19 protein-coding genes are annotated in these 22,798 nt (G+C 59.4%); 10 read left to right on the forward strand and 9 right to left on the reverse strand.

Annotated elements, in window-relative coordinates; all coding sequences use genetic code 11:
* Position 1 precedes the first annotated feature (1 nt).
* The 3 genes from zwf to tkt form a co-directional block, all read right to left on the reverse strand.
* Positions 2–1,534 (reverse strand): glucose-6-phosphate dehydrogenase, encoded by a 1,533-nt coding sequence (gene zwf / locus ABRP95_RS00425; protein ID WP_349838757.1) that lies wholly within the window; start codon positions 1,532–1,534, stop codon positions 2–4.
* A 99-nt stretch (positions 1,535–1,633) separates the two neighbouring features.
* Entirely contained in the window at positions 1,634–2,722 is a 1,089-nt protein-coding gene (gene tal / locus ABRP95_RS00430; protein ID WP_349838758.1) for a transaldolase, read from the reverse strand.
* 31 nt (positions 2,723–2,753) lie between these two features.
* On the reverse strand, positions 2,754–4,826 hold the full coding sequence (gene tkt / locus ABRP95_RS00435) for a transketolase (protein ID WP_349838794.1): 2,073 nt from the start codon (positions 4,824–4,826) through the stop codon (positions 2,754–2,756).
* A 364-nt stretch (positions 4,827–5,190) separates the two neighbouring features.
* Here tkt and ABRP95_RS00440 point away from each other — a divergent pair, with 364 nt between their 5' ends.
* Entirely contained in the window at positions 5,191–6,135 is a 945-nt protein-coding gene (locus ABRP95_RS00440; protein ID WP_284781974.1) for a heme o synthase, read from the forward strand.
* A gap of 52 nt (positions 6,136–6,187) precedes the next feature.
* On the opposite strand, the gene ABRP95_RS00445 is transcribed toward ABRP95_RS00440, so the two are convergent.
* The 5 genes from ABRP95_RS00445 to mptB all read right to left on the reverse strand — a co-directional run bounded on the left by ABRP95_RS00445 (position 6,188) and on the right by mptB (position 11,824).
* Positions 6,188–7,156, reverse strand: a complete 969-nt coding sequence (locus tag ABRP95_RS00445) for a quinone oxidoreductase family protein (RefSeq protein WP_349838759.1) — start codon at positions 7,154–7,156, stop codon at positions 6,188–6,190.
* 57 nt (positions 7,157–7,213) lie between these two features.
* Entirely contained in the window at positions 7,214–8,242 is a 1,029-nt protein-coding gene (locus tag ABRP95_RS00450; protein ID WP_284808763.1) for a COX15/CtaA family protein, read from the reverse strand.
* 70 nt (positions 8,243–8,312) lie between these two features.
* A complete protein-coding gene (locus ABRP95_RS00455) occupies positions 8,313–9,077 on the reverse strand; it encodes an ABC transporter permease (RefSeq protein ID WP_005283056.1) in 765 nt (254 codons plus the stop codon).
* An 86-nt stretch (positions 9,078–9,163) separates the two neighbouring features.
* Positions 9,164–10,093, reverse strand: coding sequence for an ABC transporter ATP-binding protein (locus tag ABRP95_RS00460; RefSeq protein WP_349838760.1), 930 nt, complete (start codon positions 10,091–10,093; stop codon positions 9,164–9,166).
* A gap of 6 nt (positions 10,094–10,099) precedes the next feature.
* On the reverse strand, positions 10,100–11,824 hold the full coding sequence (gene mptB / locus ABRP95_RS00465; protein WP_349838761.1) for a polyprenol phosphomannose-dependent alpha 1,6 mannosyltransferase MptB: 1,725 nt from the start codon (positions 11,822–11,824) through the stop codon (positions 10,100–10,102).
* 215 nt (positions 11,825–12,039) lie between these two features.
* Between mptB and ABRP95_RS00470 the strand changes: the two genes are divergently transcribed.
* The 9 genes from ABRP95_RS00470 to ABRP95_RS00510 all read left to right on the forward strand — a co-directional run bounded on the left by ABRP95_RS00470 (position 12,040) and on the right by ABRP95_RS00510 (position 21,371).
* On the forward strand, positions 12,040–12,777 hold the full coding sequence (locus tag ABRP95_RS00470) for a helix-turn-helix transcriptional regulator (protein WP_005279134.1): 738 nt from the start codon (positions 12,040–12,042) through the stop codon (positions 12,775–12,777).
* Positions 12,774–14,213 carry a Fe-S cluster assembly protein SufB gene (gene sufB / locus ABRP95_RS00475; RefSeq protein ID WP_023022420.1) on the forward strand — a complete coding sequence of 480 codons (1,440 nt, stop codon included), beginning with the start codon at positions 12,774–12,776 and terminating at the stop codon, positions 14,211–14,213. The genes ABRP95_RS00470 and sufB overlap by 4 nt, the downstream gene beginning before the upstream one ends.
* A gap of 4 nt (positions 14,214–14,217) precedes the next feature.
* A complete protein-coding gene (gene sufD / locus ABRP95_RS00480) occupies positions 14,218–15,372 on the forward strand; it encodes a Fe-S cluster assembly protein SufD (protein WP_005279137.1) in 1,155 nt (384 codons plus the stop codon).
* Positions 15,373–15,402: 30 nt separating this feature from the next.
* Positions 15,403–16,161, forward strand: coding sequence for a Fe-S cluster assembly ATPase SufC (gene sufC, locus ABRP95_RS00485; protein WP_005279139.1), 759 nt, complete (start codon positions 15,403–15,405; stop codon positions 16,159–16,161).
* 46 nt (positions 16,162–16,207) lie between these two features.
* Positions 16,208–17,452 (forward strand): cysteine desulfurase, encoded by a 1,245-nt coding sequence (locus ABRP95_RS00490; protein ID WP_349838762.1) that lies wholly within the window; start codon positions 16,208–16,210, stop codon positions 17,450–17,452.
* The gene (sufU, locus tag ABRP95_RS00495) at positions 17,452–17,904 is read left to right on the forward strand and encodes a Fe-S cluster assembly sulfur transfer protein SufU (protein WP_005279143.1); all 453 of its coding nucleotides are present in this window, start codon (positions 17,452–17,454) and stop codon (positions 17,902–17,904) included. The genes ABRP95_RS00490 and sufU overlap by 1 nt, the downstream gene beginning before the upstream one ends.
* A complete protein-coding gene (locus ABRP95_RS00500; protein ID WP_349838763.1) occupies positions 17,905–18,312 on the forward strand; it encodes a metal-sulfur cluster assembly factor in 408 nt (135 codons plus the stop codon). It abuts the gene before it with no gap.
* A gap of 93 nt (positions 18,313–18,405) precedes the next feature.
* Positions 18,406–20,037 carry an ABC-F family ATP-binding cassette domain-containing protein gene (locus ABRP95_RS00505; RefSeq protein ID WP_349838764.1) on the forward strand — a complete coding sequence of 544 codons (1,632 nt, stop codon included), beginning with the start codon at positions 18,406–18,408 and terminating at the stop codon, positions 20,035–20,037.
* A gap of 5 nt (positions 20,038–20,042) precedes the next feature.
* The gene (locus tag ABRP95_RS00510; protein WP_005279149.1) at positions 20,043–21,371 is read left to right on the forward strand and encodes a DUF2254 domain-containing protein; all 1,329 of its coding nucleotides are present in this window, start codon (positions 20,043–20,045) and stop codon (positions 21,369–21,371) included.
* A 61-nt stretch (positions 21,372–21,432) separates the two neighbouring features.
* Here the strand turns inward: ABRP95_RS00510 and ABRP95_RS00515 are convergent, their stop codons facing one another.
* Entirely contained in the window at positions 21,433–22,797 is a 1,365-nt protein-coding gene (locus tag ABRP95_RS00515; protein WP_349838765.1) for a PFL family protein, read from the reverse strand.
* Position 22,798: the final 1 nt, after the last annotated feature.

Consider the following 22,798-nt stretch of genomic DNA (forward strand, 5'->3'; position numbering starts at 1 on the left):
TCTACGGGCGGCGCCAGGAGTGACCCCGGCGGCGCAGCATCTTATCGGCTGAGGTGGGCCCCCATGTGCCCGCCTTATAATCTTCGGGCTCACCATGCTTGGACCAGTAATCGATGATCGGATCCAAAATCGACCACGATAGTTCGACTTCTTCATTGGTGGGGAACAGCGATGATTCATCGAGGAGGGCATCCAAGATGAGGCGCTCATAGGCCTCGGGAGATTCCTCGGTGAATGCCTCGGCGTAGGCGAAGTCCATGTTTACATCGCGGACTTCCATGGTGGAACCAGGCACCTTTGAGCCAAAGCGCATGGTCACGCCCTCATCGGGCTGAACGCGGATAACCACGGCGTTTTGGCCAAGGGCATCGGTTTCGCCATCGACAAAAGGCTGGTTCGGCGCGGCCTTGAAGACTAGGGCGATCTCGGTGACGCGACGCCCCAGCCGCTTGCCCGTGCGCAGGTAGAAAGGCACGCCTCCCCAACGCCGCGAATTGACCTCCAACGTGCACGCCGCATAGGTCTCTGTGGTGGAGGCGGGATCGAAGCCCTCCTCCTCGCGCAAGCCCTTCACGTATTCCGAGCCCTGCCAGCCGGCGGTGTACTGACCACGGGCGGTGGTTTTATTGAGCGGATGGACCGGCTGCGTAGCGCGCAGCACCTTGACCTTTTCAGCGCGCAGCGCCTCCGGCTCGAAGGAAGAAGGCTCTTCCATTGCCACGAGGGCGAGCAGCTGCAGCAGGTGGTTCTGAATGACGTCTCGGGCCGCACCGATTCCGTCATAATAGCCAGCGCGACCGCCAAGCCCAATATCTTCGGCCATGGTGATTTGCACGTGGTCGATATAGTGCGCGTTCCACATCGGCTCAAAAATCTGGTTGGCAAACCGCAGCGCCATAATGTTTTGCACGGTCTCTTTGCCCAGGTAGTGATCGATGCGGAAGACGGCCGATTCTGGGAAGACCGCGTTGACGATCTCATTGAGCTCGCGCGCGGATTCCTGGTCGTGGCCAAAGGGCTTTTCGATGATCACTCGGCGCCACGAGTCCTCCATGGAATTGGCCATGCCCACGCGTTCCAACTGGTGGCAGATATCGGAGAAGAACTCTGGCGGCACCGAAAGGTAGTATGCCCAATTGCTTCCCGTACCGCGGGCCTTATCCAGCTCGGCCAACCGCGCAGAAAGCCTGTCAAAGCCCTCATCATCAAAGGAACCTTGCACGAACTCGATTCCTTGGGATAAGTGCTCCCACACGTCGTGGTTAAAGTCAGTGCGGGCGCCGACTTCTACCGCGCTGCGGAAATAATCGCAGAAGTCCGCGTTATCCCAGTCCCTGCGGCCATAGCCGACGAGCGTGAAGCCAGCGGGCAAGAGACCGCGGCTGGCAAGGTCATAGATGGCCGGCAGGAGCTTTTTGAAAGCTAAATCGCCGGTCACACCAAAGATGACCATGCCCGCGGGGCCCGCGATGCGTGGCAATCGTTTATCGGCGGCATTACGCAAGGGATTGACCCAAGCGGCTGAGTCCGTCACGGATTATCCTTCCTGGAGGGAAAAGCTAAGTAGTCTTTCAACTAGTGGCGGGATAATGCCCCGCCGGCTATCCGGCGGGGCTAGGACCACGGTCGTAGTTTACGCGAGTTGTTGTTTGAGGGAATCAAGGAGGTCATTCCACGCGGCGACGAACTTATCGACGCCCTCGCGCTCCAGGACTGCAAAGACATCTTCTAGGTCAATGCCCACCGATTCGAGCTGGGAGAAGACCTTCTCGGCTTCTTCGCCGGCAATGGAGAGGGTATCGCCGTGGAAACCACCCTCCTGCAGGACCGCATCAATGGTCTTTTCCGGCATGGTATTTACCGTGTGCGGGCCAGCCAGCTCGGTCACGTACAGCGTTGCTGGGTAGTCAGGGTTCTTCACGCCGGTAGAAGCCCACAGCGGGCGCTGAATGGGCGCGCCTTCTGGGAGGCCGTTGTTGTCACCGAGCAATTCTTCCTGGAAGAGGGCGTAGGCACGCTGCGCGTTAGCGACACCGGCCTTGCCTCGCAAGGACAGGGCCTCATCGGAACCGATAGCTTCCAAGCGCTTATCCACTTCCGTATCCAGGCGGGAGACGAAGAACGATGCGACCGAGTGAATCTTGGTGACGTCCTTGCCACCCTCGGCTGCGCGCTTGAGCCCAGCCTGGAATGCGGCGATGACCTCGCGGTAGCGGGAGACCGAGAAGATCAGGGTGACGTTGACGCTGATTCCCTCTGCCAAGGCATCCTCGATAGCGGGGAGGGAGCCCTTGGTAGCCGGGATCTTGATCATCGCATTGGGGCGGTCCACTTGGTCCCACAGTTCGCGGGCCTGCTTGAGTGTTGCCGCGGCATCGTCGGAGATGCGAGGATCCACCTCGATGGATACGCGGCCATCCTGGCCGTCGGACTCGGCATAAATATCGGCAAAAAGGTCACAGGCGTTTTGTACGTCCGTAATTGCCAGGGAGTAGACGGCTTCATCGGCCGAAGCGTTCTTCTCCTTCAAGGCTGCCAGGTCTTCGTCATAGGCCGTGCCGCTGGTCATGGCGGTGGCAAAGATAGCCGGGTTGGTGGTCACACCCACGATGGACTTGGAGGAAATAATCTCCTTCAAGTTTCCAGATTCCAAGCGCTGGCGCGAGAGATCATCGAGCCACGTGGAGGTGCCCAATTGGGCAAGTTCAGAAATGTTGTTCATAGTCATTCCTTTTAGCGTCGGTGAGGTGGGCTTAGCTTTGGGCTTCGGCGATGCTTTCGCGTGCAGCATCGGCAACCGCAGCAGAGGTAAAGCCAAACTTTTCGAAGAGCTCGTCGCCGGGAGCGGAGGCCCCGTAGTGCTCTAGGGAGACGTTGCGGCCGAAAGTACCGGTGTACTTGTGCCAGGACTGAGCGAGGCCGGCTTCGACGGAAACGCGGGCCCTCACGCTGCTGGGCAGGACCGATTCGCGGTATTCTGCGTCCTGCTCGTCGAACCACTCCAAGCACGGCGCCGATACCACGCGGGCTGCCGTGCCTTCGCTTTCGAGCTGGTTGGCTGCCTCCACCGCGAGCTGTACCTCCGAGCCAGTGGCCAGCAAGATAACATCGGGCTCGTCCTTGGAGCCTTCGACCAAGGTGTAGGCGCCGCGGCGAACGCCATCGCGTGCCTTTTCCTTGGTGCCTTCCAAAATAGGGAGGTTCTGGCGGCTAAGCGCAAGTCCCTTCGGGGCTGCCTTGTATTCCATCGCTGCGGCCCAGGCCTGTGCGGTTTCATTGGCATCGGCAGGTCGGATTACAGACAGGTTCGGAATGGCGCGCAAGGCCGACAGGGTTTCTACCGGCTGGTGGGTAGGGCCGTCTTCGCCCAAGCCAATGGAATCGTGCGTCCACACGTAGTAGGTATCGGTAGACATCAGCGAGCCGAGGCGCACGGCCGGGTACTGATACTCGGAGAAGATCAGGAAGGTACCGCCATATACGCGGGTATTTCCGTGGAGGGCGATGCCGTTCATGATGGCGGACATCGCGTGCTCGCGGATGCCAAAGTGAAGGTTGCGGCCATAAGGCTGCGCGGACCACTTATTGGTGGTGATGTTTTCAGGGCCGAAGGAATCCGCGCCCTTAATCACGGTGTTATTGGACCCCGCCAGGTCGGCCGATCCGCCCCACATTTCCGGCAAGGCGGCGGCCAGCGCCTGGATGGTCGCCTCAGAGGCCTTACGGGTGGCGATCGCATCCCCTGGCTCCCATACGGGGAGCTCGGCATCGAAGTTCTCCGGCAATTCGCGGGCGCTCATGCGGTCAAACAGCGCCTTATTCTCGGCGTTGTCCGCCGCCCACGCGTCGAACTCTTCTTGCCACTGCGCGTGCTTTTTGGCGCCGCGCTCGCGCAGCTTGCGGGTGTGCGCCAAGACCTCATCATCGATGTGGAAGGTCTTTTCCGGGTCGAAGCCGAGCACTTCCTTGGTGGCGGCAACTTCGTCATCGCCAAGCGCTGCGCCGTGCACGCCCCCGGTGTTCATCTTGGTCGGGGCAGGGTAGCCAATGACCGTCTTCACGCGGATGAAGGAGGGGCGCTCCGTTTCCTGCTGTGCATTGCGCACTGCCTCTTCAATGGCAACGACGTCCTCGCCGGATTCAACGGTCTGGACGTGCCAGTCGTATGCCTCATAGCGCGCAGCGACGTCCTCATTGAAGGCGATATTGGTGTCATCCTCAATGGAAATCCGGTTGTCATCCCAGAAGACAATCAGGTTACCCAGCTTCTGGGTGCCAGCCAAAGACGATGCCTCAGCGGTAACGCCTTCCTGCAGGTCGCCGTCGGAGGCAATGGTGTAGACGTAGTGATCAAAGGGGGATTGGCCGACCGGTGCCTCAGGATCGAAGAGGCCGCGCTCCTTGCGGGCAGCCATCGCCATACCTACCGAAGATGCCAGACCCTGGCCGAGCGGGCCGGTGGTGATCTCCACGCCATCGGTGTGGTGCACCTCAGGGTGACCAGGGGTAAGGGAACCCCAGGTGCGCAGCTGCTCGAGATCTTTCATCTCCAAACCGAATCCACCCAAGAAGAGCTGGATGTAGAGGGTCAGGGACGAGTGGCCGACAGACAGCACGAAGCGGTCGCGCCCAGCCCAATTCACATCATTGGGATCATGGTTGATAACGCGCTGGTAGAGCGTATAGGCGAGGGGAGCCAGTGACATCGCCGTGCCGGGGTGCCCGGAGCCGCAGTTTTGGACGGCATCGGCAGCAAGCACGCGCACAGTGTCGACCGCGCGAGTATCGGTGTCTGTCCAGTCGTCCGGATAACGGCGCTCGACCATAGCTTGCAGGTCTGGGGACAAATTATCTTTCGACACGGTATAAGGCCTCGCTTAACTCTAGGCGTTAATTACTGAACTCCACACAGTCTAGTTACTTTTTTGATGGTGGTGCGGAATTATTGAAAGCTGCGGGTAACCGGTAAGCTGGCATGGCTAAGCGGTGTACGGCATAGCATTAGTTACTCTCTGCATTTCCGCTGCATTGATACGATCCATGTGTAGCGCATTTTAAATGTAAGCCATAGTGTGAATTAATTCTCCGGAACTTTTGTGCCGGGGTGTGCGACCACTACACCGTGGGCATACCGCGCTGTGTAGCGTGTGTGCTGTAGATTAACGTCTGTTCAGATAGTGGAGGAATTCCTTGGAGACCATCAAGGCCTATTTTGCGCTAACGAAGCCGAGGATTATTGAACTCCTCCTCGTGGCCGCAATTCCGGCGATGCTCCAAGCACAACGGGGCGTTGAGGCGGTTTCTGAAAATATCTGGCTCATCATTTCCACCATTTTCGGCGGTTGGATGGGCGCTGCTGCTGCCCATACCTTTAATAATGTGGTCGATTATGAAATTGACCAAAAGATGCAACGCACCCGCGCGCGGCCACTAGTGCGCGCCACGATTTCTAAGCGGAACGCGGCGATCTTTGCTTGGATCATGCTCGTGGTTTCGGTGCTCTGGCTGGGAATCCTCGCAAATTCTTGGTTGGCGGCGTTCTTCGTCATCCTCACGAACTTCTTTTACGTCTTCGTCTACACCAAGTTTTTGAAGATGCGCAATGCCCAAAACATCGTGTGGGGCGGTTTAGCAGGATGTATGCCGGCCATGGTGGGCTGGGCCGTGATTCGTGATAACGCGCCAGCAGGCGAGCCCGACCGCTGGTGGCAGGCAATAGTCCTATTCCTCATTATCTTTTTCTGGACTCCGCCACATACGTGGGCCTTGGCCATGAAGTATAAGGAAGATTACCGCAAGGCCGGCGTCCCGATGTTGCCGGTCGTGGCGACGGAGCAAGAGGTAACGCGACAAATCGTGTGGTATTCCATCGGCACCGTCATCGTCACGCTGTTGATCGTTCCCGCGGCATCGTGGATTTACCTTATCGCCGCCGTAACTTCCGGTGCGGTCTTTTTGTGGCTATCCATTCGCCTGCATCAAGGCGTAAAGAAAGGCGCAAAGGTAAAACCCATGCGCCTGTTTATCTATTCAAATAACTACCTGTCGGTACTCTTTATCGGCCTGTCCATCGATGCCGTCATAGGCTGGGAACCAATTGGCCGGATGCTCGGTTGGTCCTCCACCCTGTTCTAGAACCCAGTAGCACGTTCAAGCGCGAGCCTTTGTGGCCCGCGCTTTTTGTACCCTAGTCCTGTTTTACCCGCAGGACAATGGAACCGGTGGTGCTGCGCGATTGTAGGTCGCGGTGGGCCTGTGCTGCATCTTCTAAGGGGTAGGAGGCCGAAACGTTGAACTTGAGGTCTCCATCCATCACGGCCTGGACCACCGCTTGCGCGCGCATCTGGAATTCGCCCTCTTGCGCCGTCCACGCTCCAAGTGAAGGTCGCGTTAAGAAAATCGAGCCGTGCTTATTAAGCAGCTGAGGATCGATGGGCTCGACCGGGCCGGAGGCAGCACCAAAGAGTGCGACGGTGCCGCGCGGGCGAACGGCCTCGAGCGATTCGAAGAAGGTGGCTTGCCCCACGCCGTCATAGACCACATCGACGCCGCGGCCGCCATTAAACCGACGAACCTGCTCGCCCAAACCATCGCTGTAGCGAAAGACATGGTCGGCGCCGCACTTATACGAGATCTCTTCCTTTTCATCGGTGGAGACAACCGTATAGACCGTTGCCCCCAAAGAGGACGCCATTTGGGTCAACAGTTGGCCCACACCACCCGCACCAGCGGTAATAAGGCAGGTAGCGCCTTCGCCCAGCTCATAGACGCCGTGGGACAGGAAGTGTGCGGTCATGCCTTGCAGCAGCATCGAGGCAGCGATCTCGGTGGGGAAATCATCCGGTACAGCGACAAGGCCGTTCCGGGGGACGCAGACCTGCTCGGCATAGGAACCAAAGGCGTGGTGCCATGCCACTAGGGAGCCTTCCGCAATTTCCCCCTTGGGATCGTGGACAACGCGCCCCGTTCCCTCAAAGCCAGGGATAAAAGGCGTCTGGGCGTTATAGATACCCTCGCGGTAGTAGGTATCGATATAGTTCACGCCCGCCACGGTGACATCAACTAAGACTTCGTCCTCACTAGGCGTGGGCGCAGGAACCTCGGCGTAGCGCAGGACTTCCGGCCCGCCCGTTTCTGTGATCTGGATAGCATGCATAAGGCCATGCTATCCCACAAAGCGCAGTAGCTGCAGAAAAATTGTGCTGTCTAAATCCTAGACGGCGGCGCGTTCCTCATTTAATGATTGCTGGCGAACGGCGTATTTATCGTCGCCGGCGGGAGAGCCCGAGATGAGGTCTGGCGTGCCACCGACGCGGTGGCGCCCGTGTGCCCAGAGCAGGGCGGTAAAGCCGGTGACCACGGCGGACATACCTATGTGGAAGGGGACCGTCCACCGCGGCACGCCCAGGTAGAACTGCAAGACGCCCACGGCCCACTGGATGAGGATGCAGACGATAAGGACCCACCCGGCCTTCTTGGTCTCCTGCGGCGCGCGGTGCTTGTACAACAGGAAGACGGTGATGGCGGTAAAGATGAGGTAGACGTACATGCACATGGCGTGGGCGATGGCCATGGACTCGGTATCCACATCCAAGCGGCCTTCCATTCCCACTCCGGAGTCGCCGGAATGCACGCCGGAACCGGTCACCATGGTGCCGGTGATCAGGACGATCGAGAGGGCGATGGTCGCGATGACGGCGATGATGCGAATAGCTTGTGGGAAGCGCGGCTGGGCGGTGCCATCATCGGGTTCCTTGATGCGGGCGTACAGCATGCAGGCAAGCCACACGAGCACCATGGAGGGCAGGAAGTGAAGCGCCACGGACCACCAGCGCAGATCCAGGTGCACGGAGATGCCGCCGATGACGGCCTGCAGGACGATGCCTGCCACGTTGAGCCATGCATAGACCCTGAGCTCAGGCCGGCGGCACGCCATATACATGGCGATGACTGCCGCGCCTGCTGCGGCGGAATCGACGAAGGTGAGTAGGCGGTTACCAAATTCAATGATTTGGTGGATTGCCGGCGCGGCGCCTTCTACCGGCACCAAGGAACCAGGCTGGCATTGGGGCCAGGTGGGGCAACCCAGACCGGAACCGGTGACGCGGACGATGGAACCAGATACGGTGATGCCGCCTTGGCAGAAGATCAGGATCAGCGCGATGAGGCGCTGTTGCTCCACGGTAGGGACGGCTTCTTTAAAAAAGCGTTTAGTTCTGGTCCAGTAATTCACAAGGTGCATCTTACTAGGGGGTGTGTAGCGAGCCGAAACCTTTGGCTCTGTTTCGCGGGGAACTGGGTATAACTCACATTTAGCCGTCGAAACGGAACCAACGAACGGCCGCATACGACGCCACCGCTAGCCACGCGGTCAAGGAAATGAGTTCGATGCCAGGAAAGGTGGAATTGGAGGCATCGGCAAGCGCGCCCGCTAGTGCCACGGTGGGCACGATGTTGAGCAGGCCATTATCGCCCAAGCCCTGGGAGTACAGGGCCCAGCCGACGATCGCCAGCAGGATAAACCAAATGAGGTTCGCCAGCGCGAGTACGGCCTCAGAGCTAAGGGTGCCGCCAAGCACCAAACCCATGGCGGTAAAGGCGGCGACGCCGAAAATGAGCGAGACGATCATGAGCAGGATGCCGGGCGCACTGATGCGCAGGCCCAAGGCAAAGGCCGTGGCACCGAGCACGAGAATCTGGAATACCACCATCGTCAGCACGCCGATAATCTTGCCGCCGATGATCGCCCACGCCGGTACGCCGGAGGCGCCGGTGCGCTTTAAGGCCCCGTAGCGGCGGTCAAAGGCGAGGGAGATGGCTTGCCCGGTAAAACCAGCCGAGGTTGCCGCCACCGCGAGCACCATGGGAAAGACCTCGTGCAGCCCATGCCCGGTGGATGATTCCAGGCGGGCGGTCCCAATCAGGATGGCGAGCGGGATAATGATGCTGAGCAATTGTTGCTCCCCGTGGCGCAGCATGAGCTTGGCCTCCATGCCGCCTTGGGCAAGGATGATGGCGCCCGCACTCGCTCGTTTGGGTGCCGGGCGGAAGGTGCCGGGGGAAAACGTTGCGCTCATAATCGAGGGGCCTATTCCTTGGAAAATCGTGTGTGGTGGATGCGGGTACTGGTGATTTTAGGATGAAGACAAGACACAAGGCTTCATCAGCTGCGCAAGTGCCTGCCTGTGAGATCGAGGAATACTTCCTCGAGGTTGCGGTGGTGGGATTCCAGGCTTCGCAAAAGCACGCCTTGGCGGGCGAGCTCGGCGGCGAGGGCGGAAATCAGTTCCGGCGAACTGGGCTGGCTCACCCTGTAGTGCAGCGGCCGCGAGGCGGTCGTGGGGATGTCAATTCGCTGCAAGGCGTCCAGGTCAACTGCGGAGTTGGCGCTAAAACTAAACCCGGCGCCCTCGCCCTGGGAGGTAAGTTCTGCCGGCGTTCCCTGCGCCACGAGCGCGCCGTGATCCATGATGGCGATGTGATCTGCCAGCGATTCGGCCTCATCCATCAGGTGGGTGGTCAATATCACGGTGACCCCGTCGCGCTTCAGGGCGCGGATCAAATCCCATACGGTGAGCCGGGATTGGGCGTCCATGCCCGCGGTGGGTTCATCGAGGAAAACCAGCTCGGGCCTGCCGATGACCGCGAGCGCGAGCGATAGCCGCTGCTGCTGCCCGCCGGAAAGCCGCCGATAAGGCGTGCGCGCAACGCCTTGCAGGCCCAAGGTTTCGAGCAGCCATTCCGGCGGTAGAGGATTGGCGTTATAGCGCGCGGTCAATTCCAACATCTCTAGCACGCGGATGCCGGAATAAGAACCGCCGCCTTGCAGCATGATTCCCACCTTTTCGCGCACCCTATCTGGCTCGGTGCTGGGATCAAGGCCGAAGACCTTAATGGATCCGGCGGTGGGGTGGATAAAGCCTTCAGACATTTCGATGGTGGTGGATTTACCAGCACCATTGGGGCCGAGCAGGCAAAATATTTCGCCGTGTGCAACGCTCAGGCTGAGCCCATTGACGGCTGCCGTGGGGCCAAATTTCTTTACCACACCATCCAAGGACAGGGCGGGGCTTTCAGCTGGAATTGCATTCACGGGTGCCTAGTTTAAGACACGGATTCCGTTTCGGCGCATTGCACCCCACCACACTCCGGCTACCACGGCGAATGCGCAGGCAGCGGCGATATAGATGGAAAGCACCGTCCCAGCGGGCAGGCCCAAGCCGCGCGGAAGGACGAAAAAGCTCATCGCGCCGGTATAGGCAACGACGCTAAACCGGAAGATGTGCCGGTTCGCCCACGCCGCCAACGGCAAAACGGCCCAGAGGATGTACCACGGGTGGACCACTGGGAAGAAGATAACGAGCACGAGGGTAGAGATTCCCAGCCCGCCCACGGGGTGGATATATCCGCGCAGCGTGGCAAAGAGCATGCGGGACATGAAGGCGACGGCGACCAAGACGCCGAAACTGCGCGTGATGGTCAATATGGCATCGGTGTGGTCCCCAAGGCCTAAAAACATGCCGAGGAAACCGGCGCCCACTCCCGTGGCCGTGGACAGGGAAAGCCAGGAGCGAATCGTGGCGGCTCCGCCTTGCCCGGTAATCCACCCGAGGTTAATGCCCGTGATGAGGCTGATGACCGCAATGGTGACTACGAGCACCGCGCCCTGCACGGCAATGGCTATAAATAAAGCCCGCCAGCGCGGTACGCGCGCCTGAACGTGCAGGTGGCGGGCATACGCCATGCCGATAAAGCCGAGCCCAATAAAGCCGGTGACCTTGACCATGCCGGCGCAGGACAGGAAAAACCCCGAGGCTATTAGCGCAACGTAGGCTCCTCTTTTATCCTGCCCCAGCTTATCGATGCCCCTTAATCCAAGCTCCATGCCCAGTAACGACAATCCAAGCATGATGGATTCATTATGGATACCGCCGACGAGGTGAAGGATGGTCAGCGGGTTCAAGATGCCGAGCCATAGTGCGGAGGCAGGGGAGACGCGGCATCGCTGAGCAAGCTGTGTGATGGCCCAGCCGGCCACGATGATGCCCACGATGGAAAGGAGGCGGTGGGCGATGACGCCTAAGACAATGGAATTTCCGGTGATGATGCTGACGATGGCCGCCAGCCCCAAGGCAACGGGCCCATATGGTGACGGTGAATTCGCCCAGATAAACGGAACGGAGCGCGCGAGCTCGTTGCCAGCGCCCAAGAGCTGAACTGGGCCGGCGGAATAGGGATCCATCCCTTGGGCCACGATGGAGCCATTGGCCAAATAAGAATAGATGTCTTGGGTAAATAAGGGTGCGGTAAAGATGAGGGGGATGATCCACCCAGCCCACGTGATCCACAGCTGGCGCGGGGAGACCAGCCGGCGGGAGCGATCGCTGGCGGGCTCGCCGGGTCGCGCCTGGCGCAGCGGGGTGCCCACGAAGGGGGCGAGGAAAATCCAGGCCGTAACTAAAAGCCCCACGCCCACCATGACGAGGGCGGACGAGGTCTGCAGCATGCGCGACATAAGCGAACCAAAGGGCACATTGTCATAGGGGTTGCCCACTACAGGCAGTGCGCCTGCTCCCAAAGCGCCAAAGGCAATGAGGAGGGAACCGACGGTTCCGGCCCACCGCAAGATGAAAAAGGTGCGCTTTTGGGAGACCGTGGTGTGCTGCAGTTCCTCTGGCGCCTGGGTGATGAAATCGTAGCGAGTATCCCCGGCTTGCGCGCCGGTGCCTTCGGCGTGCAGCTGCGCGGAACGAGAACCTGCGGTGCCCAAGCGCGGCAATTCTGCCTTTACGCTCTCGAGCACTCCCCGTAGTTTCCCTTTCATGGCTTAAGACCTTACGCGAGGACCGTGGGGTGGGAAATTCACCCCCGCCGCCACGCCCGGTGACTGCAATGGTGGCATTCCGGAATGAATTAAGGAACACTAGTGTTGTCTAATGATGAAAGCGCAGTTATGGCGCTTGCGTAGCGACGGCATTTCCGGCGCGACGGAGCACGGTGACTGCAGGCAACTGACCTAAGGAAGGGAGGTTTTAGGGCATGGCTAACTCACAGCGCGCGGCAGCGGCGCATGTGGCGGTGAAAGAATCACGGTCCACGGATGGTGATACCCGCCGCCAGGTACTGCTGCTATTGCTTAAGGACGGCCCTGTAACCGCCTCTTACCTGGGTGAGCGCCTTGGTCTTTCGACCGCCGGGATCCGCCGGCATTTAGACATTCTGGTGGAAGAAGAACTAACGGAAGTTGTCGAGCGCCGTCCAGCTTCTCGTTCGCGGATGCACTCCGGAGCGGGTCGTGGGCGACCGGCAAAACACTTCCGCCTGACGGATCGTGGGCGTGCGCAATTTGGCCACGCCTATGATGAATTGGCTTCTGAAGCGTTGACCGCGCTGCGCTCTGCGGGCGGTTCAGAGGCTGTGAAGAACTTCGCTAAGGCTCGTTTTGAGCGCATCATCGCCGATGTGCGTCCCTTCGTGGACGCGGAAGAATCGGTCGAGGAAGTAGCGCGCAAACTGGCTGAAACCCTGGATAAGCACGGGTACGCCGCAACCGTGGACCGTGCGGGCCAGGGCGTGCAAATCTGTCAACACCACTGCCCGGTTGCCCATGTGGCGGCCGAGCACCCTGAACTGTGCGAGGCAGAGCAGGAAGTCTTTTCCGCCCTCTTAGGCAAACACGTACAACCTTTGGCTTCTATCGCAGATGGCCACGGAATTTGTACCACGAATATCCCCTTGACACCTGTCAAAACTAATACTGAAAGGAGCGAGTCATGACCCAGGCACAATCGGCACCTGATAACAAGATGACCGATGATGAGATCATCGATTCTATTGGTGCGTATGAGTACGGCTGGCACGACTCGGACTCGGCCGGCGCTTCTGCCGCCCGTGGCCTGAACGAGGACGTTGTCCGCGATATTTCCGCAAAGAAGGGCGAGCCCGAGTGGATGCTGAACCAGCGTCTCAAGGCCCTGGATATCTTTGATAAGAAGCCCATTCCCACTTGGGGCGCGGATCTCTCCGGCATCGACTTTGACCAGATCAAGTACTACGTCAAGTCCACCGAAGAGCAGGCGCAGACCTGGGACGACCTCCCGGATGATATTAAGGCCACCTACGATAAGCTGGGCATCCCTGAGGCAGAAAAGCAGCGCTTGGTTGCCGGCGTGGCCGCACAGTACGAGTCTGAGGTTGTCTACCATCAGATTCGCGAAGACCTGGAAAGCCAGGGCGTTATCTTCGTCGATACCGATACCGCGCTGCGCGATTACCCAGAGCTTTTTAAGGAACACTTCGGCACCGTTATTCCTGCCGGTGACAATAAGTTCTCCGCGCTTAACTCCGCAGTGTGGTCCGGCGGCTCCTTCATTTACGTCCCGAAGGGCGTACACGTTGATATCCCGCTGCAGGCCTACTTCCGTATTAATACCGAGAACATGGGCCAGTTCGAGCGCACCCTTATCATCGTGGATGAGGATGCCTACGTTCACTACGTGGAAGGCTGCACCGCGCCCATCTACAAGTCGGACTCCCTGCACTCCGCGGTGGTGGAGATCATCGTGAAGAAGGGCGGCCGCTGCCGCTATACGACGATCCAGAACTGGTCCAGCAACGTCTACAACCTGGTGACCAAGCGCACCAAGGTGGAAGAGGGCGGCACCATGGAATGGGTCGATGGCAATATCGGCTCCAAGGTCACCATGAAGTACCCGGCCGTGTGGATGACCGGTCCGCACGCTAAGGGTGAGGTGCTTTCCGTCGCCTTCGCTGGCGAAGGACAGTTCCAGGACACTGGTGCAAAGATGACGCACATGGCGCCCTACACCTCCTCCAATATCGTCTCCAAGTCCGTTGCCCGCGCCGGTGGCCGCGCTGCTTACCGCGGCTTGGTGCAGGTCAACCAGAATGCGCACCACTCCACGTCCAACGTGGAATGCGACGCCCTGCTCGTGGACAATATCTCGCGTTCGGACACATACCCGTATAACGACATCCGCAACGAGTACGTCACGTTGGGCCACGAGGCAACCGTGTCGCAGGTCTCTGAAGAGCAGCTGTTCTACCTCATGTCCCGCGGCATTGCGGAAGAAGAAGCAATGGCAATGATCGTGCGTGGCTTCGTTGAGCCGATTGCTAAGGAGCTGCCGATGGAGTACGCCCTCGAGCTCAACCGCCTCATCGAACTGCAAATGGAAGGATCGGTCGGCTAAAGAAATGGTCGCTTCGAACGAATTCAATCCGGATAAGATCACCAAGGGTGACGTCTTTACCTCTACCAACGTGGAGGATTTCCCGGTACCGCATGGCCGCGATGAGGTCTGGCGCTTTGTTTCCCTGCGCAAGCTGCGGGGCCTGCACAACGGGGAATTTGCTCAAGCGGTTGCCCAGGACGTCAAGGTAAGCAAGCACCCAGGCGTTTCTGCGGAGACTGTAGACCGCGACGATGAGCGCCTTGGCCGCGTGGGCAAGCCTTCTGACCGCGTGGCCGCCCAGGCATGGACCTCCATGCCGGAAGGTCAAGTGGTAACCGTTGACCCTGAGGTGCAGGTGGAAGATCCCATCACCATTACCTTTACGGGCAAGGGCGAAGACGTGACCTCATTCGGCGCCACCTCCATCGAGGTTGGCCACCATGCGGAGGCCACCGTTGTGCTGAAGTACGTCGGCTCTGGCACCCACGCGGATAACGTGGAGTTCATCCTTGGCGATGGCGCACACCTGACCGTCATCGTGGACGTCGACTGGGAAAACGACGCGGTGCACCTGTCTAACCAGGTGGCCCAGGTGGGACGCGATGCCGTGCTGCGCCACAACTCCGCCATCTTCGGCGGCGAGGTCGTGCGCATTGTCCCGCGCGTGAACTTCACCGCTCCCGGCGGCGACGCCGAGCTGCTGGGCGTGTACTTCGCCGATTCTGGTCAGTACTTCGAAAACCGCATGCTCGTGGATCACTCGGTTCCGAATTGTCGCTCCAATGTCCTGTACAAGGGCGCATTGCAGGGTGAGAAGAAGAACGAGGCTCGTACCTGCTGGGTAGGAGACGTGCTTATCCGCTCCAACGCACAGGGCACCGATACCTATGAGACGAATAATAACCTCATCCTCACGGACGGTGCGCGCGCAGACGCCATTCCGAACCTGGAGATTGAGACCGGTGAAATCACCGGCGCCGGCCACGCCGCCACGGTTGGCCGCTTCGACGATATCGAGCTGTTCTACCTGATGTCGCGCGGTATTCCGGAGGCAGAGGCTCGTCGCCTCATCATTCGTGGCTTCTTCAACGAGGTCATCCACCGCATTCCGGTGCAATCCCTGTCCGAGGAATTGGAAAACCGCATTTCCGAAGAACTGGAAAAGATCTCCGCTTAACGCACTTACAGAAGGAAACCCACAAAAACTATGTCTACTCTGGAAATTAAGAATCTCCACGCCCAGGTTCTGCCGAATGAAGAAAACGGCGAGCCCAAGGAAATCCTCAAGGGCGTCAACCTCACCATCAACTCCGGCGAGATCCACGCCATCATGGGCCCGAACGGCTCTGGCAAGTCCACCTTGTCCTACACCATTGCTGGTCACCCGAAGTACGAGGTCACCGAGGGCGAGGTGCTTCTCGATGGCGAAAACCTCCTCGACATGCCCGTCGACGAGCGCGCTCGCGCCGGCCTGTTTTTGGCCATGCAGTACCCAACCGAGGTGCCGGGCGTAAAGGTATCGCAGTTCATGCGCTCCGCCGTAACCTCCATCCGCGGCGAGGCCCCCAAGCTGCGCGAGTGGAATAAGGAACTTACTGAGGCTCGCGAGAACCTGAAGATTGATAAGTCCTTCATCTCCCGATCCGTCAACGAGGGCTTTTCCGGTGGCGAGAAGAAGCGCCACGAGGTCATGCAGTTGGACATCCTAAAGCCCAAGTTCGCGGTCATGGATGAGACCGACTCCGGCTTGGACGTTGACGCGCTGCGCATTGTCTCTGATGGCATCAACCGCTACCAGGATGACACCAATGGCGGCATCTTGATGATTACCCACTACAAGCGCATCCTGAACTACGTTCAGCCTGATTTCGTGCACGTATTCGCTAACGGCCAGGTTGTAAAGACCGGCGGGGCCGAGCTGGCAGACCAGCTCGAGTCTGACGGCTACGACCAGTTCCTGCAGTAAAGACCAGCCCAGCGCTGGTTCATCCTCGATGAATCGAAGAAGTTTTATGTCTGGATTTGATGTAAACGCAATTAGGGAGCAGTTCCCGATCCTGCAGCGCACCGTGCGCGGCGATAAGCCGCTGGTGTACCTGGATTCGGGGGCTACCTCCCAGCGCCCACTGCCGGTGTGGAAGGCAGAGGAGGAGTTCGTTCTCCATACCAACGCCCCCGTCCACCGCGGCTCCTACCAGTTGGCCGAGGAGGCGGATAACGCCTATGAATCGGCCCGGCAGGCCATCGCGGCCTTCGTTGGCGCGGACCGCGATGAGATTGCCTTTGCCAAAAACGCCACCGAGGCGCTCAATGAGGTTGCCTATACGCTTTCCGATGAGCGCGCGGGCGAGCTGTACGTAGGAGAGGGCGATACCGTCGTCATCACGGAGCTTGAGCACCACGCCAACCTCGTGCCGTGGCAGGAGCTCTGCGAGCGCACCGGTGCCACCTTGAAGTGGTACTCGTTGACTGACGATGGCCGCATCGACCTGGATTCGCTCGAGCTCGATGAATCCGTCAAGGTCGTTGCGTTTACCCATCAGTCCAACGTCACTGGCGCGGTTTCCGATGTCGAGGAAATGGTGCGCCGTGCTCGCGAGGTCGGCGCCATGGTGGTGCTCGATGCCTGCCAGTCCGTCCCGCATATGCCGGTAGATTTCCATGCCTTGGATGTGGATTTTGCCGCATTCTCGGGTCACAAGATGTGTGGCCCCAATGGCGTGGGAGTGCTCTACGGCAAGGACGAATTGCTGCGCAAGCTTCCCCCGTTCCTCACGGGTGGCTCCATGATCGAGGTAGTGAAGATGGAAGGAACCACCTTCGCGGAACCACCCACGCGATTTGAGGCGGGAACCCAGATGACCAGCCAGGTCGTCGGCCTCGGCGCCGCGGTGAAGTTCCTCGAGGAGGTGGGGATGGATAATATCCATGCCCACGAGCAGAAGCTCACCACCTATGCCTTGGAACAGCTTCGTGAGATTCCAGGGCTGCGCATCATCGGCCCAGAAACCGCTGAAGACCGCGGCGCGGCCATCTCCTTTACCGTGGAAGGCGTTCACCCGCACGATCTGGGTCAGGTTCTGGATGACCAAGGCGTATCCATTCGCGTAGGCCACCACTGCGCGTGGCCGCTGCACCGCGCCTGCGGTGCGCAATCGACCGCGCGCGCTAGCTTTTACCTGTACAACACGGAAGCCGAAGTAGATAAGCTGGTAGAAGCCATTAAGGCCGCCCGCGATTTCTTTGGAGTTGCCTAATGAATCTAGATTCGATGTACCAAGACGTGATCTTGGATCACTATAAAAATCCGCAACACGCGGGGTTGCGCGAGCCGTTCCAAGCGGAGGTTCACCACGTGAACCCCTCGTGCGGCGATGAACTCACGTTGCGCGTCAACCTTTCCGCGGATGGCAAGACCGTTGAAGATGTGTCCTACGACGCCGAAGGTTGTTCCATCTCGCAGGCATCGACCTCCGTCATGGCGGAAGAGATCGTCGGCTTGCCCTTGGAGGAAGCCAATAAGAAGCTTGCCGAGTTTGAAAAGATGGTCACCTCGCGTGGCCAGGATGAAGGCGATGAGGACATCATCGGCGATGGTGTTGCCTTTGCAGGTGTTTCTCAATACCCGGCACGAGTTAAATGCGCGCTGCTAGGGTGGAAGGCTTTTCAGGCCGCCACCGCAGATGCGCTCAATGAAGTGGAGAAGTAAATGACCGATCCCGTAGATCCTTACCAGAACGAGAATTCGTCCTTCAGCGCAGGCGGTGAGCGGCCAGAGCAGACGGAAGAACAGCTGTCGAAGGCCTTTGACATCACCGAGTTCATGCGCGATGTCATCGACCCGGAGCTCGGCATCAACGTCGTTGACTTGGGCTTGGTCTATGACCTGTGGCTGGAAGAAGAGGACGGCAAAGAGCTAGCCATGATCCACATGACGCTTACCTCGCCGGCCTGCCCTTTGACCGACGTCATTGCGGAACAGGTTGAGGACATCGTTACCGGCAAGAAGCTTGCCGATGGCGTGCGTATCAACTGGGTGTGGATGCCGCCTTGGGGCCCACACATGATTTCCGAAGAAGGCCGCGAGCAGCTCCAAGCTCTGGGCTTTGCGGTTTAATCACCACGGAATGCCTAAAAGGCGGCGGTAGTTTTACCACCGCTTTTTTGCGTGAATTAGTGCCTTGGCCTTTGGTTGCTAGACTGGCTTGTCGTGATTGTGACCAATGATTTTGAGGTACGCGTAGGCGCCCGGACGCTTCTCGATGCCCCCGGACAGCATCTCCGCGTCCAACCCGGCGATCGCATCGGGCTCGTGGGCCGCAATGGTGCGGGAAAGACCACGACCATGCGCATCTTGGCCGGCGAGACCGAGCCCTATGGCGGCACGGTGTCTCGCTCGGGTCCGATTGGCTACCTACCGCAGGATTCGCGCGAAGGCAATATCGAACAAACCGCGCGCGAGCGCGTGCTTTCTGCCCGCGGGCTGGATGATATTAAACGGCGCATGGCCAAGCAGCAAGAGCTGATGGAAACGGCCACGGATGAGAAATTCCGCGATAAGGCCATCCGTAAATACTCCCGCTTGGAAGAACAATTCGACTCCCTGGGCGGCTACGAGGCCGACTCCGAGTGCGCCCAAATCTGCGATAACCTAGGCCTGCCACAGCGCGTTTTGGACCAAAAGCTCAAGACGCTATCGGGTGGCCAACGCCGCCGCGTGGAGCTGGCGCAGATCCTTTTTGCAGCCAGCGAAGGCTCGGGTAAATCCCAGACCACGTTGCTCCTGGATGAGCCCACTAACCACCTGGATGCGGACTCCATCGTCTGGCTCCGCCAGTTCCTGTCCAAGCACGAGGGCGGTCTGGTCATGATTTCCCACGACGTGGAGTTGCTCGAGGCGGTCTGTAATAAGGTCTGGTTCCTCGACGCGGTGCGCGGCGAGGCGGATGTCTACAACATGGGCTATAAGAAATACCTCGATGCCCGTGCTACCGATGAGGCCCGCCGGCGCCGCGAGCGCGCGAATGCGGAAAAGAAGGCCTCCGCGCTGCAAAAACAGGCCGCCAAATTGGGTGCTAAAGCCACCAAGGCTGCAGCGGCGAAGCAGATGCTGAACCGCGCCGAGCGCATGATGAATGACCTCGATGAGGTGCGCGTTGCGGATAAGGTAGCCAATATTAAATTCCCCGAGCCCGCCCCGTGCGGCAAGACACCCATGAATGCCAAGGGCCTGACCAAGATGTACGGCTCGCTGGAGGTATTCGCGGGCGTGGACCTGGCCATCGATAAGGGCTCCAGGGTCGTTGTCTTGGGATATAACGGTGCCGGTAAGACCACCTTGCTCAAGCTTTTGGCGGGGGAGGAGCGCACCGATGGCGAGGGTGGCATCGTCAGTGGCCATGGTTTGCGCATTGGCTACTTTGCGCAGGAGCACGACAATATCCACCCGGATAAGAGCGTATGCGAAAACACCATCGAGGCCTGCCCCGATGCGGACCAGCAAGAGCTGCGCGGGCTGCTGGGAGCGTTCATGTTTTCCGGCGATAAACTGCAACAGCCCGCCGGAACGCTGTCCGGCGGTGAGAAAACCCGCCTGTCGCTGGCTACGTTGGTCTCCAGCCGCGCGAACGTGCTGCTTCTCGATGAGCCGACCAATAACCTCGACCCCATCTCTCGCGAGCAGGTGCTCGACGCGCTCAATACGTACATGGGTGCCGTCGTCTTGGTAACCCACGATCCGGGCGCAGTGAAGGCGCTCGACCCTGAGCGGGTGATCATCATGCCGGATGGCGATGAAGACCTGTGGTCCGATGAGTACATGGAAATCGTCGAGCTGGCTTAAGCCTGATGAAGACGCTGATCGAGAGGATGCCCGCCTGGCGGGATAAGTTTTGGGTCATTCCCGCCGTAGCGGTAGCGGTAGCCGTCGTGGCGGCCGAAGGCATGTTGGCGCTCGACCGCAACTTCGATCTGGCGTTCTCTCGACTCTACGACGGTAGTGCGGAAAGTGCCCAGGGCCTGCTCACCGCCGTAGCAACCGCCACGCTGTCTCTGGCCGGCACCCTGTTCTTTATCACCCTGACCGCGCTTTCCGGCGTGGTGACGGTGATGGGCCCGCGCCTATTGCACGAGTTTTTAAAGGACCGTTCCATCCAGTCCACGCTGGGGATCTACCTGGCGACTTTTACCTACTCGCTGCTCTCTCTGCGTGCCGTGCGCGCCGGCGGCGAGGGCAAGCAAGAACACGTTCCCTCGCTCAATGTCGCTGTCGACATCGCCTTGGCGCTTATATGCGTGGTCTTTTTGATTTATTTCATCGTCCACATCGCGCAGTCCATTAGCATGTCTCATGTAGTGCACGTGGTGGCCCAGGATGTGGAAGAGCACATGCGGCGCCTCATTGAGCGCGGCGAAGAAGAAAAGGTTGCCAAGGCACCAGGTTCGGATTTCTATGAATCCGCCGATGCAACCCGCAGCTCCCAAACGGGGTACCTGAAGTTCGTGGACTACGAGTCCATTGCCCAAGCGGCCGCCGAAGAAGAGTGCGCGGTTCACCTGGGTGTTGCCCCGGGCGATCTCGTGCTAGAAGGCGAGGTCATTGCCCACGGCGTGCCGCACATGCCGGAAAACATTGAAAAGCACATCGTGGTCACGCAGCACCGCGAGGATGCCTCTGCGCACGACCCTCGGTTTACTGCCCGGCACCTCGCAGAGATTGCTGCTCGCGCTCTCAGTACCGGCGTCAATGATCCTTATACGGTCATCGACATCATTGACCGCTTCACGCAAATCTTGGTGGTCATTGGGGACAAGCGCTTGCCGCAGGGGATTATGCATATCGATGGCGAGTTCCGCTTGGACTATCAAACCTTTAGCTACGAACAGATCATTGAGGCGATGTTCACCCAAATCCGCCGCGATGCGGCCGATAACGCCGAGATCTATCTGAGCCTGTTGAATAACCTGGCCAAGGTGGTCGCGCTGCTGCGGACCGTGGAACGCCGCAATGTCCTAGATGAAGCGGCGGAGGCCATCTACTCCGATGCGGGCCGCCAGGTCGGCGGCGAGGTGGAGTTGCGCCAGTTAGAAGATTCGTTTCAGCACTTCAAAGCAAACCTCGCCCGGTGGGAAGAATCCGAAAAGCCGGGCGAGGAGAATGAAGACTCCGAGTCCTAAGGGGAGCTTGGCGCGCTTGTCCTAGGCGCGCTTCTCCCCCTAGGTGTGGATTACTCCGCGCCTAGTTGCGGAATCCGTGCACCGGTGCGGGGATAAAGCCACCGCGGTTGATGAACTGCGAATTGCCCACCTGATTGACCGGGATGATCGGTGCGTAGCCCAAAAGCCCACCGAAGCTGACCTCGTCTCCTACCTTGGCGCCAGGTACCGGGATGACGCGCACGGCGGTGGTCTTATGGTTCATCACGCCGATCGCGGCTTCATCCGCAATCATGCCGGAAATCGTGGCCGCCGAGGTATCGCCGGGCAGTGCGATCATGTCAAAGCCGACCGAGCAGATCGCGGTCATGGCTTCCAACTTATCCATGGAAATGGAGCCGGACTTTACGGCATCGATCATGCCCCTGTCCTCGGAGACGGGAATGAAGGAACCGGACAATCCGCCCACGCGCGAGCATGCCATCATGCCGCCCTTCTTGACGGCATCGTTAAGCAGCGCCAATGCCGCCGTCGTGCCGTGCGTGCCCACCTGATCGAGGCCCATGTGCTCGAGGATGTGTGCCACGGAGTCGCCGAGTTCTGCCGTGGGGGCTAAGGAGAGGTCAATGATGCCGAAGGGAACGCCGAGGCGCTCGGAGGCCATATTGCCCACGAGCTGCCCGGCGCGGGTGATCTTGAAGGCCGCCTTCTTTACTTCCTCAGCCACCTGATCCAGGCTTGCGCCTTCCAAGGAGCCGAGGGCGCGGTCCACCACGCCGGGGCCGGAGACGCCAACGGAGACGACGCAGTCAGGCTCCTCGATGCCGTGGAAGGCGCCGGCCATAAACGGATTATCGCCCACGGAGTTGGCAAAGACGACGAGCTTGGCGCAGGCAATCGCGGAATTATCCTTGGTCAGCTCAGCGGCTTCCTTGATGACCTCGCCCATCTGCTTCGTCGCATCCATATTGATGCCGGCGCGAGAGCTGGCGATATTGACCGAGGAACACACCACGTCCGTTTCAGCCAGAGCTTCTGGGATCGAGGCAATGAGTTTTTGTTCTGCGCTCGTCGCACCCTTTTCCACCAGCGCGGAGTAGCCGCCGACGAAGTTGACGCCTACTTCCTTGGCGGCCTTGTCCAGCGCCCGTGCGGCATCGACCGGGTTACCATCTAAGCCTGCGACAACGAGGGAGATTGGGGTGACGGAGATGCGCTTGTTGACGATGGGGATGCCGAGTTCACCTTCGATGCCCTCACATACCTCAACCAGGCGGCCCGCTTGCTGCGTTACCCGGTCATAGATGGCCTGGCAGGTAGCCTCCATGGTCGAGCGCGTGCATCCCAGCAGGGAAATGCCCATCGTCACGGTGCGGATATCGAGACGATAGTTTTCAATCATCTCGATGGTGTCCAAGATATTGGTGGTATTAAAACGCGTGCTCATG

This window comes from Corynebacterium sp. KPL2895, assembly GCF_040225815.1.
Classification (GTDB): Bacteria; Actinomycetota; Actinomycetes; order Mycobacteriales; family Mycobacteriaceae; genus Corynebacterium; species Corynebacterium rhinophilum.